Genomic DNA, 15,038 nt, shown 5'->3' with positions numbered 1-15,038 from the left:
CCGCCCCTCCTTCCGGGCTGAGCAAGGCCCGCCAGGGAGAGAGTAATGACCGACATTCAGGAAAACAGCCCCCCAGGACCATCCGAGGGCGACAGTGGCAGCCTCTTGCGATCCCGGGATCCCTGGGTCGACCGGCCGGTCTATTGGATCGGTGTCGGCATCTCCCTACTTCACATCTATTTCAATACGTTAGGCACATTGTCCACGCTCTGGCAGTCGGCGCTTCATTTTGCGCTGCTGGGCCTGCTTTGTGCCGTCACCTTCCCTTTGATAAAAGGATCAAAATCAAAAGCGCTGTTGCTGCTGGATGTCGCCTTTGGCCTGCTGATCGCCTTTGCCGCCCTTTTCATGATCTGGCGCGAGGATGCGATTTATGACCGCGGCGTGCATCTTTCCACCTCCGAATGGATCATGGGGGCGCTGTTGATCCTGGGCGCGATTGAATATACCAGGCGGACCACGGGCTGGATCGTGCCAGCCATCATCATTACAGCCCTCTCCTATGTCACCTTGTGGGGCGGCTGGCTCGATAATGTCTTCAAATTCACGGGGCTTTCCAACGAAACGGTGATGTTCCGGTCTGTTTATGGCGATGATGCACTGTTTGGCGGTATTGCCCGGATCTCCTCCACCGTTGTTTTCATGTTCATCCTGTTCGGCGCTTTCCTGGTTAAATCCGGCGCGGGCGATTTCATTGTCGCTTTGGCCCGTGCGGTCGCGGGTCGCATGGTCGGCGGGCCGGGCCTTGTTGCGGTACTTTCTTCCGGCCTGACCGGTACCATCTCCGGATCCGCCGTCGCCAACACGGTTTCCACCGGGGTGATCACCATCCCCTTGATGAAAAAAGCAGGTTTCCCGAAGAAATTTGCCGCCGGGGTTGAGGCCGCCTCATCCACCGGCGGACAACTTATGCCGCCGATCATGGGAGCCGGCGCCTTTGTCATGGCGAACTATACCCAGATTTCCTACACCCATATTGTTGCGGTCGCGGCCCTGCCTGCTCTGCTCTATTTCCTGTCGGTCGCGTTTTTTGTCCGTATCGAGGCCAAGCGCCAGGGCCTGACCGCCACCGCCGATGACGGGCCGAAACTAATGACCGTTCTAAAACAGGGCGGCGCGGTCTTCCTGGTGCCGATCATGGTTTTGATCGGGCTTCTGATCGCCGGTTTCACCCCCACCTATGCCGCCGCCATCGGCATCCTGGCTGTGATCGTCTGCAGCTGGCTCACCCCCAATAAAATGACCCCGCGGCGCATTCTCGACGCCCTTTCTGAAGGTGCGCAAAGCATGGTCACCACCGCCGTATTGCTGGTCGCGGTCGGTCTGGTTGTCAATGTGGTCGCCATGACGGGGGTCGGCAATGTGCTTTCCCAGATGATCCAGGTCTGGGCTGGCGGCAATATGGTGATCGCCATCATCCTGATCGCCCTGGCCTCTCTGGTCTTGGGCATGGGCCTGCCGGTGACGGCGGCCTACATCGTGCTGGCCACCCTGTCGGCACCGGCACTCTATAACCTAATGGCCGACAGCTATCTGGTGGATGCTCTGGCCAGTGGCGCCGCCATTCCGGAAGCGGCCAAAATGATGATCCTGCTGGCCCAGCCGGACATGGCCGCCAGCCTGGAGAGCGGATTGAGCCCGGATCAGGCGGGTATCTTGATTGCCAGCTTGCGTGAAACATCGCCCGAAGTGCTGCAGCTGATGCAGGAACAGACTCTGGCCCCGGCGCTTTTGACCACCGCCCTGCTCTCGGCCCATATGATCATTTTCTGGCTGAGCCAGGACAGCAATGTGACGCCGCCGGTCTGCCTGACCGCCTTTGCCGCCGCCACCATCGCCAAGTCCCCGCAGATGGCGACCGGTGTCACCGCTTGGAAGATTGCCAAAGGCCTCTATATTGTGCCGGTTCTGTTTGCCTACACGCCTTTCCTGGGCGGCGAACCGCTGGTGGCACTGGAGATCTTTGCCTTTGCGGTCGTCGGGGTCTATGCGCTGGCCGGTGCCCTGCAAGGTTGCATGGAATATCCCATGGGCTGGATCGAACGGGCGATTGCCGCCGCCTTCGGTGTCGCCCTTCTCTGGCCGATGGACACACTGAGCCATCTGGGCATTGCCACCGGATTCCTGGTTTTCTTTGCCATCAGCCTGAAACGCGGCCGCATGGCCAAGGCTGTGACCCGTTAGAAAAAGAAAGGCCGGGATCTGATGATCCCGGCCAGTCAACAGGAAGCGGTGGCTGTCGCTTCCTTCCTTGAATTATTCCGCCGCCATCGTTGCCACCTGATTTTCATCATTGGCGGGATCGCCCCCCTGGTCACTGGTCCGGATATGTTCGATGAACAATTCCGTTTCCCGGGTCAGGGTGCTGGAGTTTTTGGAGAGTTCATCCGCCGCCACTTTCAGTTGTTCGGTGGCACCGCCGGTCGCGGTGGCATCATCGGCAACCGAATTGATCTCCTCCACCACGGAAATGATACGGCCGGAAGCGGATTTTGCCGACTGGGCCACCTGACGGGTAACCTCTGCCTGTTCCTCTACGGCTTCGGAAATGGACTTCATGGTGCCGTTGGTCTTGCGCACCGCATCGGTGATCGCATTGACCGCTTCGGTGGAGGCATCAATCTCTGAGAGCATCGCCCCGACCTGGGCGCTGATTTCATCGGTTGCCTGTTGGGTCTGGTTGGCCAGACTTTTCACCTCATTAGCCACCACGGCAAAGCCCTTGCCCGCCTCACCGGCACGCGCCGATTCAATAGTCGCATTGAGCGCCAGCAGGTTGGTCTGGTCGGCAATATCGGAAATCAGGGAAACAATATCCCGGATCTTGGCACTGGCCACATTCAGGGTCTGCACTTTTTCCGCCGCCACATCGGCCTTCCTGGCCGCCTCATCGGTCAGGCGCGAGGTTTCGGTGACCTTGCGGGACACCTCGGTCACCGCTTCATTAACTTGGTCCACCGAATTGGTGACACCGGAAATCTCTTCACCGGCCTGGGTTGCAGCATCGCGCACCGTACTGGACCGACCCGCCGTGCGACCGGCGATGCCGTTCACCTCACCGGTGGTGGCGGCCAGTTCGGTGGCGGAAGAAGAAAGCGCATCAATGATCGAGCCCACCGCCCCTTCAAAACCATCCGCCAGGTTCAACAACTCCTGTTTCTGTTTTTCGCGCACGGCCCGGCGGTATTCCTGCTGCTCCTCACGATAGCGTTCCGCCGCCCGGCTTTCCTGTTTGAATTTGTAGGTCGCCTTGGACATCAGGCCGATCTCGTCATTGCCTTTAATGTCAGCGACATGCACATCCAGATTGCCAGCCGCCAGTTCATTCATGGCGTATTGCAGATCATTAAGCGGCGAAATGATTTTCCGTTGCAGCATAATCGCAGTGCCGATCCCGACCAGCAACGCCAATGCCAACAGAACAAAATCGATAATCATGGTGACCAGGGCGCTTTGCAGGCTATCTTCCAAAACGGTTTTGATATCCCTGCTGGCAATCTGCTGGGCCGCCAGCATGGAGGCAATGCCCTTGGTCGCAGCCTGGAACCATTCCGCGCTGGAGACCGGATAGGCCTGGCTCGCACCACTGGCCTCATAGACCTGTTGGCGCACCCGGTCAAAATCACCGAAATAGATCCTTCGGGCATCTTCCACCCGGGCCTGGAAATCCGGACTCAACTCTTCCTTTTCAAGATCAACCGTAGCCCAACCGCTTTCCACATGACCACGGAATATGCTCATCCCGGCCAACTGTTCCGAGGTCAAAGGCTCTCCCAGCGCGATGCGTCCTGCCATGAAGCCTCGCTCGCGCCCCGAATATTCACTGGTCACCCACAGGTTATGGCGGACGGTGAACCCGGTAACCGCTTCTCTGGCGACACCACTACCCATCGCCTGTTCTTCATGGATACGCAGGGCCTGACTGTCCATGATCAACCTGGTGGATTTGCCAAAGAATTCCCCCTGTAGCTTGGTTTGTGGGTCTGTTGCACCTCGTGACAACACCTGATCCACCTGGCTGCGCAACCCTCTCAGGGCGGCTAGGTCACGTTCCACAGCACGAATATCTTTTTCCAGTTTGCCGGTTCCATGGGAGCGGATGATTACCAGCGCATCAGCAAGTGCCGTATCGGCTTCCTGGCGCTTTGCCTTAATGGTTTCTTTCTGTTTGGCTGAAACATTGGATGGATTACCCATAGCCCTGGCGGTTGTGCCACGTTCCACCGCCCAGGCGCCCGCCGCCTTCAACAACAAATCCGAGGCCGTATTCACCTCCAGCGCCTTGCTGTTTTCGAGATACGCATTTGCCGCCTTGATCCCGTCGATCAGGGATATAACAACCAGAAACCCGCCCAGCAGGGCGATCACGGTCATAATCTTCGCACGAATGGTCATTATCCATTCCTCCTTCCTGGCCCCCGGGGAAAGTGCCGAACCGGATCGGTTCCAAGATGCACCCGCTTCCCAATGAATTTCAGATAGCGTCCTATTCACTAACCGGTCACCAATCAAAGGCAGCCACGCATGACCGGGATTTGAACAGAGCTAGAGGAAGTTCGTTAACAAGAAGATAACGGATGAGGCTTCATGCCAACTATTTGGTAAACCATCTGTAAACAGAACGTAAACCAAACAAGCCAGACTATTGAATCCCATAGATTTCCCGCTGTTACAATTTAGTAGCCCTCTACTGTTCAATAGCTATTCATTTACGGTTCCTTTACCAATCATCGCGAATAATCCCAGTTTCAAGGCGGTTTCAATTCCCCTATCGAAACGGGAGAACCATGTCAGACGTTAAATTAAATACCTCAGCCGTTTGCAGTATAGCCGAGATCAAGCCGGAAACATTGCGCACCTGGGAGCGGCGCTATCAGGCGGTGGCGCCACAGCGTGATGAAAGCGGGCGGCGGCAATATAGCGAAACGGATGTCAATCGGATCTCCATGCTGGTGCGCCTTGTGCAGGATGGCCATGCCATTGGTCAGGTCGCCCAGTTAGAGGATGAAGACCTGGCCCGCCTGGCGGACAAGGCGGTTAAAACCGTCCGGTCAGCTGAATCGAGTTTTGTTCGGGGGATTATTGAAGCCATTGATGAGATCAACATTGTCGAAATGCACCGCCGGATCAGTGCGGTTCTTCATTCCCATCCGCCGTTGACGGCCTATAGCAACTTTATCATCCCCCTGCTTCAACGGATCGGCGACCGTTGGGAAAAAGGGGAATTGAGCGTCGCGCAGGAACATATCCTGTCCAACGCCATCCGCCAGCAACTTTCAGCGATGCCCGCGCAATTCAGCACTATCTTTGGTAAACAACCGGTCCTGATCAGCACCCCGGTTGGCGAATTGCATGAATTAGGCAGCCTGATGGCCGGGCATATCGCCGCTTATTGCGGATATCCCATCATCCAGCTCGGCCCCAATACGCCAATTGAAGATCTGGCCATGCTGGCCCGGCAGACAGATGCCGCTGCGGTGGCGCTAAGCCTGGTCGCGCGAGAGCATCTGCGTCAGGCGGAAATCCAAGTAAGAAACCTAGAATGCCTGCTGCCTGAAACCGTGGAACTTTGGATCGGCGGCTGTGCCGCTCAGGAACTGGCCGGGACCGGCCGCCTTCGGATTTTCCGGGACCTGGTCACTTTTGAACAGTTTTTAAAAGACTTGGATGCAACAAGGTCATAGCCGCCAGGGCAGTGCTCATCAGGTCTGTTTTAAAGGAGAAAGTGGATGTATCTAACAAGGCTTCTCTATGTCAGCGATTATAACCGCGACAGGCCCTTTAATGCGGCACAAATGTTGAAGTCCGCCATTGCAAAGAACCGTGCCAACCAGATCACCGGCGCGCTCTGGTTCGACGGACGCCAATTCATCCAGGTTCTGGAAGGAGGCCGCCATGCGGTCAGTGAGACCTATCACCGGATTGCCCATGATGAACGCCATAATAATATAGAGTTGGTCAGCTGCAATTCCGTGACCGAGCGTTTTTTTCCGCAATGGTCCATGGGCTATTTCGGCGACACCCTCACAAACCAGCAGACTATTCTTCGTTATTCAACCTCTGACAAACTCATTCCGAACGAAATGTCCCCGGACAGCCTGCTCGGCCTGATGATGACTCTGGAATTGAAAAACCTGGAGTGATCCTGTTTTTCAATTCGGCTCATCACGAAAACGGGTATTGAAATAGCGGATCGTGATCTCTTCATCCGCCCTGATATCGCAGGTAGAGATCAGCGCCATCCGACAGCCTGCCATATCCCGCGCGATACGGGCATTTGGCTGGTCCCCGTGATTGCAAAATGACAAGATGCCATAGGCGATGGCCGCAGATATCTCCTCACCGTTATGCTGATCCCAGGCAAAAATATGATGCCGGCAACCAAGATCCCGGATGATCCTATAATCCGCCGGTGGGATAATATGCACGGGTGAAAGATCCAAAACCGTTTTTGCCGGGATCGGTCGAATGGCAAAAAGGCCCCGGCCCTTGGTCTGTGATCCGGTTTCGCGCACTTCGATGCCGTCGATGCGATGGGACAGTTTTCCTGGCAAATCAGGGATTTGATCATCCGTCCACACAGACTCACCGGCTTGAGATGGCCCCTTCTCCATCTTCTTCCCTTTATTCAATCCAATTCAATAGCTTGCAGCCCCACATATTCACCCCAAGGTCGCAATCCAATCAAGCATTTTCCGTTTGAAGGGAATGTGAATTTTCAGATAGAAAACGGCCCGAGGCGCAAATTGGCGGCCATAGGACGCTTAAAGATCTTGTTATCCAGGGGGTCGGCCACATATTATGGAACGGTAGAATAAGGAAAATGTTTTCATGCAGATGATCGATCCCTTTGGACGGGAAGTGAACTACCTGCGCGTATCGGTGACCGACCGGTGCGACTATCGCTGTGTCTATTGCATGGCCGAGGACATGACCTTCCTGCCCAAGAAAGAGCTGCTGACGCTGGAGGAGCTGGACCGGCTGTGCAGTGCCTTTGTCGATCTAGGCACCCGGAAACTGCGCATCACCGGTGGCGAGCCGCTGGTCCGCCGCGACATCATGTGGCTGTTCCGCAGGCTGGGCCGCCATTTGGATAGCGGCGCGCTTGATGAGCTGACCGTGACCACCAATGGCAGCCAACTGGCCAAACATGCCACGGAACTATATGACATCGGCGTGCGCCGGATCAATGTTTCGCTGGATACCCTGGATGCCGACAAGTTTAAGGCAATCACCCGCTGGGGCCGCCTGGATCAGGTCCTGGATGGCATGGAAGCCGCCGCGAAAGCGGGATTGAAGATCAAATTGAACACTGTCGCGCTCAAAGGCGTGAACCAGGACGAGGTTCATCACCTGATCCGCTGGTGTGGCGAACAGGGCTTTGACCTCACCTTCATTGAAGCCATGCCCATGGGGGATCTCGGCATTGAAGACCGGCTGGACCAATTCTGGTCGCTGAAAGATGTGCGCCGTGAGATCGAGAGCCAATGGGCGCTCAACGAAAGCGACCATCGCACCGGCGGCCCGGCACGCTATGCCAATGTGGTCGAAACCGGTGCCCGGCTGGGCTTCATAACACCGCTTTCCCATAACTTCTGCGAATCCTGTAACCGGGTCCGCTTGACATGCACCGGTACGCTTTACATGTGCCTGGGCCAGGATGACGCCGCGGATTTGCGTGCACCGCTCCGCGCAGGCAATGATGACGAAGGGGTACGCACCGCCATCCTGGAAGCGATATCCAGAAAACCGGAAGGGCATGATTTTGTCCGGAACCGTCAGGAACGGAAAGCAGCAGGTGCCCGCCATATGAGCGTCACCGGCGGCTGAGACAGCCCCCTTTTAACCGTAAAAATTATAAGTTTCTTAATGATTTCGCGCTTTTATAGCGGTAGCGGGAGACGCTTGGATCTTTTCTACCGGGGAGGCGGATTTCATGTCCCTCAATATCGGAAGCCGTATTCTGGTTGCGGCGGCCCTGATTGTGATCGTCACATTCATTGCTTTCATCGTCTATTTCGATTTCAACCAGAGACGGGAAATCCTGAAAGACCTCCAGTCCGGTGTCGAGGAAACCGGCGCCCTGGCCACCACCAATATTTCCGGCTGGCTGGAAGGCCGTCAGCTTTTGGTCGAGAATATCGGTCAGAATATCGCCAACACCACCGATGCCGGTCAGGTGCGCCCTCTGGTGGACCGCAAAGTCTTGGCCGATAATTTCATGTTCAGTTATTTTGGCAGCAGCGAGGGGGACATGATCATGCACCCCGACGAGGCCCTGCCCGAAGGCTATGATCCGCGCAAACGCCCCTGGTACACCGATGCGGTGGCTGCCGGGGCCAGCACCCTGACCGAACCCTATGCAGATGCATCCACCGGTGGCCTGATCGTTACCATGGCAACCCCGGTTAAGGATGGCAGCACGGTCCGTGGTGTGGTTGGCGGCGACATCACCATCGATGTTCTGGCGGATATTGTCCGCACCATTGATTTGGGCGGGGTCGGCTATGCCTTCCTCGTCAATGACCAGGGCACGATCCTGGTTCATCCGGACAAGGACCTGACCCTTAAACCCATGACCGAGGCTTTCCCCGAAAACACTCCCACCGTGCGATATGGTTTGGACGGGTTTGATGACCAGGAGGGTGATCTGATGTTCGCCTTTTTCCCGGTGGAAGGATTGCCGTCTGTCAAATGGTCTCTGGGTTTCGCCATTGATCGGGAAAAAGCCTTTCACGCACTGGAAAACTTCCGCTTCACCGCCATTATCACTGCCGTTATTGCCGTCCTGGCCATTAACCTGGCACTGGGCATCCTGGTGCGGAACTGGGTTTCCACACCGGTGCGTGGCATGACTGGCGCCATGACCCGGCTGGCCGATGGCGATCTGGGCGTTGATATTCCGGGCACGAATAAAACCGACGAGATCGGGGCCATGGCCGCAGCCGTCCTGGTCTTCAAGAAAAACGCCGAGGAAGTGGAGCGTCTGGCCCAGGAAAACAAAGCCGCTAACGCCCGAGCTGAGGAAGAACGCCGGGCCGCCCTCAATCAGATGGCGGACAGTTTCGAGAAAACCGTGCTGACCATCGTGGAAACCGTGGCCCAGGCCGCTAATAATACCCAGCAGGTGGCCAGCCAGCTTTCCGACAGCGCCAACGAATCCTCCAACCGGGCGATCGCGGTCTCCAATGCAGCTGCGGAAACCACACAAAGCGTTCAGACCGTTGCCGCGGCAACAGAACAGCTATCTGCTGCCATCCGGGAGATCGGCGTCCAGGTCACCCAATCCATTAATATCGCCAGCGAGGCGGTTCAAAGCGTCCAGAAATCCGGTGGTACGGTTGGCAAACTGGCCGATGCCGCACAACGGATTGGCGAAGTGGTCGGCCTGATCCAGGACATTGCTGGGCAGACCAACCTGCTGGCCCTGAATGCCACCATTGAGGCCGCACGCGCCGGTGAGGCGGGCAAAGGCTTTGCTGTCGTTGCCAATGAGGTGAAATCCCTTGCGACCCAAACGGACAAGGCAACCGGCGACATCCAGTCCCAGGTGGAGGGCATTCAAACCTCATCCAACCAGTCAGTGGATGAGATCAAGGCCACCAGCGGCACGATCGAAAAGATTAATGAATATGCCAACGCCATTGCCGCCGCCGTTGAGGAACAAGGTGCCGCCACCCGGGAAATTGCCGACAGCGTGCAAAAAGCTGCCACAGGCACCCAGGAAGTATCCAGCAACGTCTCCGCGGTCACCGACGCCTCCTCCATGGTCAGCGCCGAAGCGGAGCGCCTGCTGGAATCATCATCAGAAATGCAGGCCCTGGCGGAAAAACTGAAAGGCGAGGTCCAGACCTTCCTGGCATCCGTCCGGCAGTGACCCCTGACTTGAGCGCCGGATCCCCGGGGCTCAATTCACCTTCGCTTCACGGGCCCGGATATCTTCGAGCGGACGCGCGCGGGTCATGCCCGCCTGATGGTGGCTCATCTTCCACCGGCCATCTTCACGGACAAAGATATTGGTCGCCAGCAGAAAATGGCCTTCGGAGACCTGCTCGAAACAGACCACATAGCCCAGATCGCCACTGACAAAGGCCTCAGAATTGGATGCTTTTGCCTGTGGCGGGTTTTCCAAAATGCTTTCCCAACTGGTCATCACCGCATCGCGCCCAAACAGCGGTTCCCATCCGGGATGGATACAACTGACCGGGAAGGTGTCGGCCCACAATGTTTCCATGGTGGCAAAATCGCCTTCTGCAAATGTCAGATAAAAGGCGTCATTGGCAAACAACAGCTCTGCACGGTCTTTGTCATTCATATGCCCTATCATCCCCTGCCTCTTTGCGCCCTCATCGCCTTATTGAAGCCCCATCCCGCTATTTCAGGAATATCTGATGGGTGGCTGTCAGGCCGTCACTGATGGTCACCGATTCAAATCCCATGGCCCAGACCATATCCAGGAAATTGAGATTTTCACTGCCCGGCGTTTCCCGGAACATCGGCGTCGTGCGTGCCATGGCGGTCATGATCGCCAACAAGGCGCGCATCCTGTAGAGGCTATTGTAACGACCTGAATCCAAACCAACAATGATCAGTTTTTTCGAGTCCTGCCCCTTGGCGAAAAGCGCATAATCCGGCGGATAAGGATGGCGCATTGACTGGCCCGTCACCGCAGTCACAAAGGCGATACGGGTAATCTTGCTGGCTTCGGCCAGGGTCTCAACAGGAGAATCATACAATTCCCGGGTTTGCGGGGCCGGGTAATAATAACCCACATAGCGGTCAATATCCTGCTGAGCGGCGGCCTGCCCGCTCACATAGGCCAGCAGAAATGCCAATACCCCCCCTATCATTTTACCACGCATACCCGATCCTTTTCCGCCTTACTGTTATTCGTCCCGTTCCAGGGGCATCAGTTGTTAATTGCCTCTGGCTTTGGCTCCAAAGCCTGTATAGCATTGCAATGCATAGAAAAGTAATACCTCGGACCTGATAAATACATGAGCGCGCAACGCGATACTGGCAAAATTGCCATTCTGGCCTCCGACACGGAAAAAGCCCAGCAAGCCCAGATCCGTCTGAGCGGGGACCTGGATCTTGTCGATCCTGCCGATGCCGACACCATTGTCGCCCTGGGAGGCGACGGTTTCATGCTGCATACATTGCGCGATTATGTCGGCACCGAAAAAGCCATCTATGGCATGAACCGGGGTACCATCGGCTTTTTGATGAATGAATATCATCCGGATCATTTCCTATCCCGGCTACGCCAGGCTCAGGCCTTCAACCTGCATCCACTGACCATGCAGGCCACCACCGTCAAGGGCGACGAGATCGAGGCCCATGCCATCAATGAGGTATCGCTCTTCCGTGAAACCCGGCAGGCGGCCCGGATCAACATCCGGATTGACGGCGTGGTCCGACTGCACAATCTGGTCTGCGACGGCGTGATCGTCGCGACACCGGCCGGTAGCACCGCATACAACTTATCGGCCCATGGCCCGATTCTCCCCTTTGGTTCCGGCGTTCTCGCGCTGACCCCGATCAGCCCGTTTCGACCGCGCCGCTGGCGCGGAGCATTGCTGCCACATAACGCCCGGATCGAATTTGAAATTCTGGAACATCTGAAACGCCCCGTAAGCGCCGTGGCCGATGATACGGAAGTGCGTGATATTGCCCTGGTCCGGGTTCACGAAAATCGTGAAACCAGTGTCACAATTCTGTTCGATCCGGAACATAATCTGGAGGAACGCATCCTCAAGGAACAATTCACCGCCTGAGCATATTGGGCTTGATCGGCGGCATGAATATACTAAAACCTAAGCCTCTATTGGGGTCGGCATAAAAGGGGCAAGAAACATGAGCAAAACCATGAAAATCTATCCGGTGATCCTGTCCGGCGGTTCCGGAACCCGATTGTGGCCGATGAGCCGCGCCCATTACCCCAAACAATTGCTGCCCATGGTCGGTGATAAAACCATGATCCAGGAAACCGCTGGCCGGTTTTCGGATGAAAAACGATTTCACCCCGTGATGGTGATCTCCAATGATCAGCATCGGTTCATGGTCGCAGAACAGTTGCAGGCCATGGATCAACCATGGTCCGACCTGATCCTGGAGCCGGTGGGCCGCAATACCGCCCCGGCTGCGGCCATTGCCGCCCTGCGCCTTTTGGAGGATGACGAAAACGCCGTCATGTGCCTGCTGCCGTCCGACCATGTGATCACCGATCTGCCCTCTTTCAACACCGCCTTGGAGAAAGCCGGCGCAGCCGCCGATGATGGCAGATTGGTTACTTTTGGCATGACCCCGACCCGGCCCGAGACCGGCTATGGCTATATCCGCCAGGGAAGTGCGCTTGGCGACGGCATTTTCCAGGTTGCTTCCTTCTTGGAAAAACCCAACAGGGAGACAGCTGAGGACCTGATTGCCGCAGGCGATGTCACCTGGAACAGCGGCATGTTCCTGCTGCCCTGCCGGATCTTCGTTGATGAGCTGGCAAAGTATCATCCCAACATGGTCGACGCCTGCCGCAATGCCTTGAAAAAAGCCCAACGGGATCTTGATTTCCTGAGGTTGGATAAAGAGAGCTTTGAGGCGTGCCCTTCGGATTCCATCGATTATGCGGTCATGGAAAAAACCGATCTGGCGGCCGTGGTGCCGGCCGAAATCGGCTGGAATGATGTCGGGGCCTGGCAGGCGCTGCGCGATGTCTCCCCCCTGGATGGCAAAGGCAATGCTGTGGTTGGCGATGTGATGCTGCATGACGTGTCCAACAGCTATATCCGATCTGATGACGGTTCCCTGATTGCAGCCATCGGCCTGGATGATGTCACCATCGTCACCACCCAGGATGCGGTTCTGGTATCCTCCAATGAAAAAGCCCAGGATGTGAAAGCCATCGTGGACCGTCTGAAAAAGGACAACCGGTCCGAAGCGGTTCATCACAAAACCGTCTATCGCCCCTGGGGTTCCTATCGCGACATGGATGAAGAGGAACGATTCCGGGTCAAGCGGATCATTGTCAAACCAGGTGAGGTTCTCTCCTTGCAGCGCCATCAGCACCGGTCCGAACATTGGATTATCGTGCGCGGCATCGCCAAGGTTACCAGTGGGGACAAAACCTTCCTGCTCAATGAAAATGAAAGCACCTACATTCCCAAACAAACCATCCACCGACTGGAAAATCCCGGCAAGATCCCGCTTCATATGATCGAGGTGCAGGTGGGCGAATATGTCGGCGAGGATGATATCGAGCGGCTGGAAGACACCTACGGACGGGTAGAATAAAAAGGGGCGGCCATCCTAAGCCGCCCGCCCGCGCTTTCCCCTACAGCAGTTTGGCACCACTGGTCGGCAATAGCACCGAATAGAGGCTGGTGGATGCGGTGATGAAGAGGCGGTTGCGTTTCATCCCACCAAAGCAGAGATTAGAAACAATTTCCGGCACCAGAATTTTGCCCACCAAGGTGCCATCGGCTTCATAACAATGAACCCCGTCCCAGGCGCTGGTCCAGATCCGGTCCCGGTCGTCGATCCGCAACCCATCGAACACACCGTTGGTACATTCTGCAAAAACATCGCCGCCCCCCAATGTGCCATCCGCCTGCACCTGAAATTTGCGGATATGCTTCTCATTGCTTGGATAACTGTTGCCGCAGGAATCAACGATATAAAGCGACTGCTCATCCAGAGAAAAAGCCAATCCGTTGGGCCGCTTAAAATCAGACGTGACCTGCATGATTTCACCTGTTTCCGGATCCAGGCGATAGACATGCTGGCCATCCAGTTCCCGTTCTGCCTTGAAACCTTCATAATCGGTTTCAATTCCATAGGCCGGGTCGGTAAACCAAACCGTGCCGTCGGATCGGACCACCACATCATTCGGGCTGTTGAAACGCCGCCCTTCATAACGATCCGCCAGCACAGTGATCGCCCCGTCATGCTCCTGACGGGTCACGCGCCTGGTGCCGTGCTCACAGCAAATCATACGACCCTGGCGGTCAAGTGTGCTGCCATTGGTATAATAGCCGCGACCGCTGCAATAATCACCCACAGCGCCGGTCAGTTCGTCCCAGCGAAGGCGGCGATCATTAGGAATATCACTCCAGACCAGACTGCGGGCCGCAGGCATGTAAACAGGCCCCTCCACCCATTTGCCGCCCGTCCATAGCTGCTCGACCGGCTCCAGCTGTTTTACACTGCGGGTAAAGCGTTCATCCAGGATCTCGTATCTTGCTTGTTTCATGATTGGCCTCTGTCACTTCATATTTTTTGCTATTGTTTTAGTAGCAATGAAGTCAGAGCCTATCTCGCTATTATTTTAATAGCAACACTTGGATCGTGGAAATTTTCTTGGTTAACGGCCTTCTTCCGCCGCCTGCTCATCCGCTTTCATCAAGGCATCCCCTGCCTCGCCATAAATACGGCCTTCGACGGATAATTCCAGGAAACGGATATAGTCCGCCTCATCGGTGATGCGCGCCTTCACCGCCTCAATCATGTCAAACGGTGAATTCACTGCCGTTTCCAGCTGGTATTTCTGGATGATGCCCATCATCTCCATGGTGACGGCATTCAACTTCTTCTTAATTTCGGTGAGACTGGGCATATCGGTCATTTCAACACCTTAAACATCTGTAATTTATAGGTTTCCATTGACCTCAGAGGCCATTCCGGGCCATCCTTTACCCATGGAGAGGTAAAAAACAACCGATTTCAGCCGAAAAGGAGTCGTCATGACCCGCTTTCTGGTCTCCGAGGAAAAACCCGATGGCTTCAAACTGGAAGACATTCTGAAGACCATCCGTAAAGATATTCTGATCCGGTGCGGACATATTGCCGATGACCACCGCATGGAAGCAGAACATGTGCTCAGCAACAATATCAAGATATTGCATCTGCTGGAACAGGCGATCCAACTGGCGGAGGATTCCACGCAAATCCTGGACAAGGCCTTTGGCCCCAGCCAAGCCAGCAAAGGCGGGCCGCCCCGGATCGGCACCGACCCGGCCGCGGATCTTGGCGGGAAATAAAAAAAA

14 protein-coding genes are annotated in these 15,038 nt (G+C 55.9%); 8 read left to right on the top strand and 6 right to left on the bottom strand.

Annotated elements, in window-relative coordinates; all coding sequences use genetic code 11:
• The first annotated feature begins 45 nt into the window (after nt 1–45).
• Nucleotides 46–2,184, top strand: a complete 2,139-nt coding sequence (locus tag DFP90_RS07605; protein WP_115935858.1) for a TRAP transporter permease — start codon at nt 46–48, stop codon at nt 2,182–2,184.
• 72 nt (nt 2,185–2,256) lie between these two features.
• On the opposite strand, the gene DFP90_RS07600 is transcribed toward DFP90_RS07605, so the two are convergent.
• On the bottom strand, nt 2,257–4,395 hold the full coding sequence (locus DFP90_RS07600; protein ID WP_115935857.1) for a methyl-accepting chemotaxis protein: 2,139 nt from the start codon (nt 4,393–4,395) through the stop codon (nt 2,257–2,259).
• A gap of 392 nt (nt 4,396–4,787) precedes the next feature.
• Here DFP90_RS07600 and DFP90_RS07595 point away from each other — a divergent pair, with 392 nt between their 5' ends.
• Both DFP90_RS07595 and DFP90_RS07590 read left to right on the top strand, forming a co-directional pair.
• Nucleotides 4,788–5,684, top strand: coding sequence for a MerR family transcriptional regulator (locus tag DFP90_RS07595; RefSeq protein WP_115935856.1), 897 nt, complete (start codon nt 4,788–4,790; stop codon nt 5,682–5,684).
• A 45-nt stretch (nt 5,685–5,729) separates the two neighbouring features.
• Nucleotides 5,730–6,143 carry a BLUF domain-containing protein gene (locus DFP90_RS07590; protein ID WP_115935855.1) on the top strand — a complete coding sequence of 138 codons (414 nt, stop codon included), beginning with the start codon at nt 5,730–5,732 and terminating at the stop codon, nt 6,141–6,143.
• Between the two features lie 9 nt (nt 6,144–6,152).
• Here the strand turns inward: DFP90_RS07590 and DFP90_RS07585 are convergent, their stop codons facing one another.
• Nucleotides 6,153–6,581 carry an SET domain-containing protein-lysine N-methyltransferase gene (locus tag DFP90_RS07585; RefSeq protein WP_181905239.1) on the bottom strand — a complete coding sequence of 143 codons (429 nt, stop codon included), beginning with the start codon at nt 6,579–6,581 and terminating at the stop codon, nt 6,153–6,155.
• 256 nt (nt 6,582–6,837) lie between these two features.
• On the opposite strand from DFP90_RS07585, the gene moaA reads away from it, so the two are divergent.
• A complete protein-coding gene (gene moaA, locus DFP90_RS07580; RefSeq protein ID WP_115936101.1) occupies nt 6,838–7,830 on the top strand; it encodes a GTP 3',8-cyclase MoaA in 993 nt (330 codons plus the stop codon).
• A gap of 106 nt (nt 7,831–7,936) precedes the next feature.
• Complete coding sequence (locus DFP90_RS07575) at nt 7,937–9,877, top strand: methyl-accepting chemotaxis protein (RefSeq protein WP_115935853.1); 1,941 nt, start codon at nt 7,937–7,939, stop codon at nt 9,875–9,877.
• Nucleotides 9,878–9,907: 30 nt separating this feature from the next.
• Here the strand turns inward: DFP90_RS07575 and DFP90_RS07570 are convergent, their stop codons facing one another.
• Both DFP90_RS07570 and DFP90_RS07565 read right to left on the bottom strand, forming a co-directional pair.
• Nucleotides 9,908–10,315, bottom strand: coding sequence for a nuclear transport factor 2 family protein (locus tag DFP90_RS07570; RefSeq protein WP_218044610.1), 408 nt, complete (start codon nt 10,313–10,315; stop codon nt 9,908–9,910).
• Nucleotides 10,316–10,373: 58 nt separating this feature from the next.
• Nucleotides 10,374–10,862, bottom strand: a complete 489-nt coding sequence (locus DFP90_RS07565; RefSeq protein ID WP_218044609.1) for a hypothetical protein — start codon at nt 10,860–10,862, stop codon at nt 10,374–10,376.
• A 135-nt stretch (nt 10,863–10,997) separates the two neighbouring features.
• Between DFP90_RS07565 and DFP90_RS07560 the strand changes: the two genes are divergently transcribed.
• Nucleotides 10,998–11,777: an NAD kinase gene (locus DFP90_RS07560; RefSeq protein WP_115935851.1), complete on the top strand. Its 780-nt coding sequence runs from the start codon at nt 10,998–11,000 to the stop codon at nt 11,775–11,777.
• 79 nt (nt 11,778–11,856) lie between these two features.
• Nucleotides 11,857–13,287, top strand: a complete 1,431-nt coding sequence (locus tag DFP90_RS07555) for a mannose-1-phosphate guanylyltransferase/mannose-6-phosphate isomerase (RefSeq protein ID WP_115935850.1) — start codon at nt 11,857–11,859, stop codon at nt 13,285–13,287.
• Nucleotides 13,288–13,327: 40 nt separating this feature from the next.
• On the opposite strand, the gene DFP90_RS07550 is transcribed toward DFP90_RS07555, so the two are convergent.
• On the bottom strand, nt 13,328–14,245 hold the full coding sequence (locus tag DFP90_RS07550) for an SMP-30/gluconolactonase/LRE family protein (protein WP_115935849.1): 918 nt from the start codon (nt 14,243–14,245) through the stop codon (nt 13,328–13,330).
• Between the two features lie 111 nt (nt 14,246–14,356).
• Nucleotides 14,357–14,617, bottom strand: coding sequence for a hypothetical protein (locus DFP90_RS07545; RefSeq protein ID WP_115935848.1), 261 nt, complete (start codon nt 14,615–14,617; stop codon nt 14,357–14,359).
• 118 nt (nt 14,618–14,735) lie between these two features.
• Between DFP90_RS07545 and DFP90_RS07540 the strand changes: the two genes are divergently transcribed.
• On the top strand, nt 14,736–15,032 hold the full coding sequence (locus tag DFP90_RS07540; RefSeq protein WP_115935847.1) for a histidine kinase: 297 nt from the start codon (nt 14,736–14,738) through the stop codon (nt 15,030–15,032).
• Nucleotides 15,033–15,038 lie beyond the last annotated feature (6 nt).

The organism is Aestuariispira insulae (assembly GCF_003385955.1).
Lineage (GTDB): Bacteria > Pseudomonadota > Alphaproteobacteria > UBA8366 > Aestuariispiraceae > Aestuariispira > Aestuariispira insulae.
The sequence above is the reverse complement of the archived record's forward strand: the minus strand, read 5'-3'. Positions and strand labels throughout refer to the sequence as shown.

Coding starts and splice junctions, on each gene's coding strand:
- DFP90_RS07545 (WP_115935848.1), bottom strand. CDS start 14,617: ATGACCGATATGCCCAGTCTCACCGAAATTAAGAAGAAGTTGAATGCC.
- moaA (WP_115936101.1), top strand. CDS start 6,838: ATGATCGATCCCTTTGGACGGGAAGTGAACTACCTGCGCGTATCGGTG.
- DFP90_RS07565 (WP_218044609.1), bottom strand. CDS start 10,862: ATGCGTGGTAAAATGATAGGGGGGGTATTGGCATTTCTGCTGGCCTAT.
- DFP90_RS07550 (WP_115935849.1), bottom strand. CDS start 14,245: ATGAAACAAGCAAGATACGAGATCCTGGATGAACGCTTTACCCGCAGT.
- DFP90_RS07595 (WP_115935856.1), top strand. CDS start 4,788: ATGTCAGACGTTAAATTAAATACCTCAGCCGTTTGCAGTATAGCCGAG.
- DFP90_RS07540 (WP_115935847.1), top strand. CDS start 14,736: ATGACCCGCTTTCTGGTCTCCGAGGAAAAACCCGATGGCTTCAAACTG.
- DFP90_RS07605 (WP_115935858.1), top strand. CDS start 46: ATGACCGACATTCAGGAAAACAGCCCCCCAGGACCATCCGAGGGCGAC.
- DFP90_RS07570 (WP_218044610.1), bottom strand. CDS start 10,315: ATGAATGACAAAGACCGTGCAGAGCTGTTGTTTGCCAATGACGCCTTT.
- DFP90_RS07575 (WP_115935853.1), top strand. CDS start 7,937: ATGTCCCTCAATATCGGAAGCCGTATTCTGGTTGCGGCGGCCCTGATT.
- DFP90_RS07560 (WP_115935851.1), top strand. CDS start 10,998: ATGAGCGCGCAACGCGATACTGGCAAAATTGCCATTCTGGCCTCCGAC.
- DFP90_RS07600 (WP_115935857.1), bottom strand. CDS start 4,395: ATGACCATTCGTGCGAAGATTATGACCGTGATCGCCCTGCTGGGCGGG.
- DFP90_RS07555 (WP_115935850.1), top strand. CDS start 11,857: ATGAGCAAAACCATGAAAATCTATCCGGTGATCCTGTCCGGCGGTTCC.
- DFP90_RS07590 (WP_115935855.1), top strand. CDS start 5,730: ATGTATCTAACAAGGCTTCTCTATGTCAGCGATTATAACCGCGACAGG.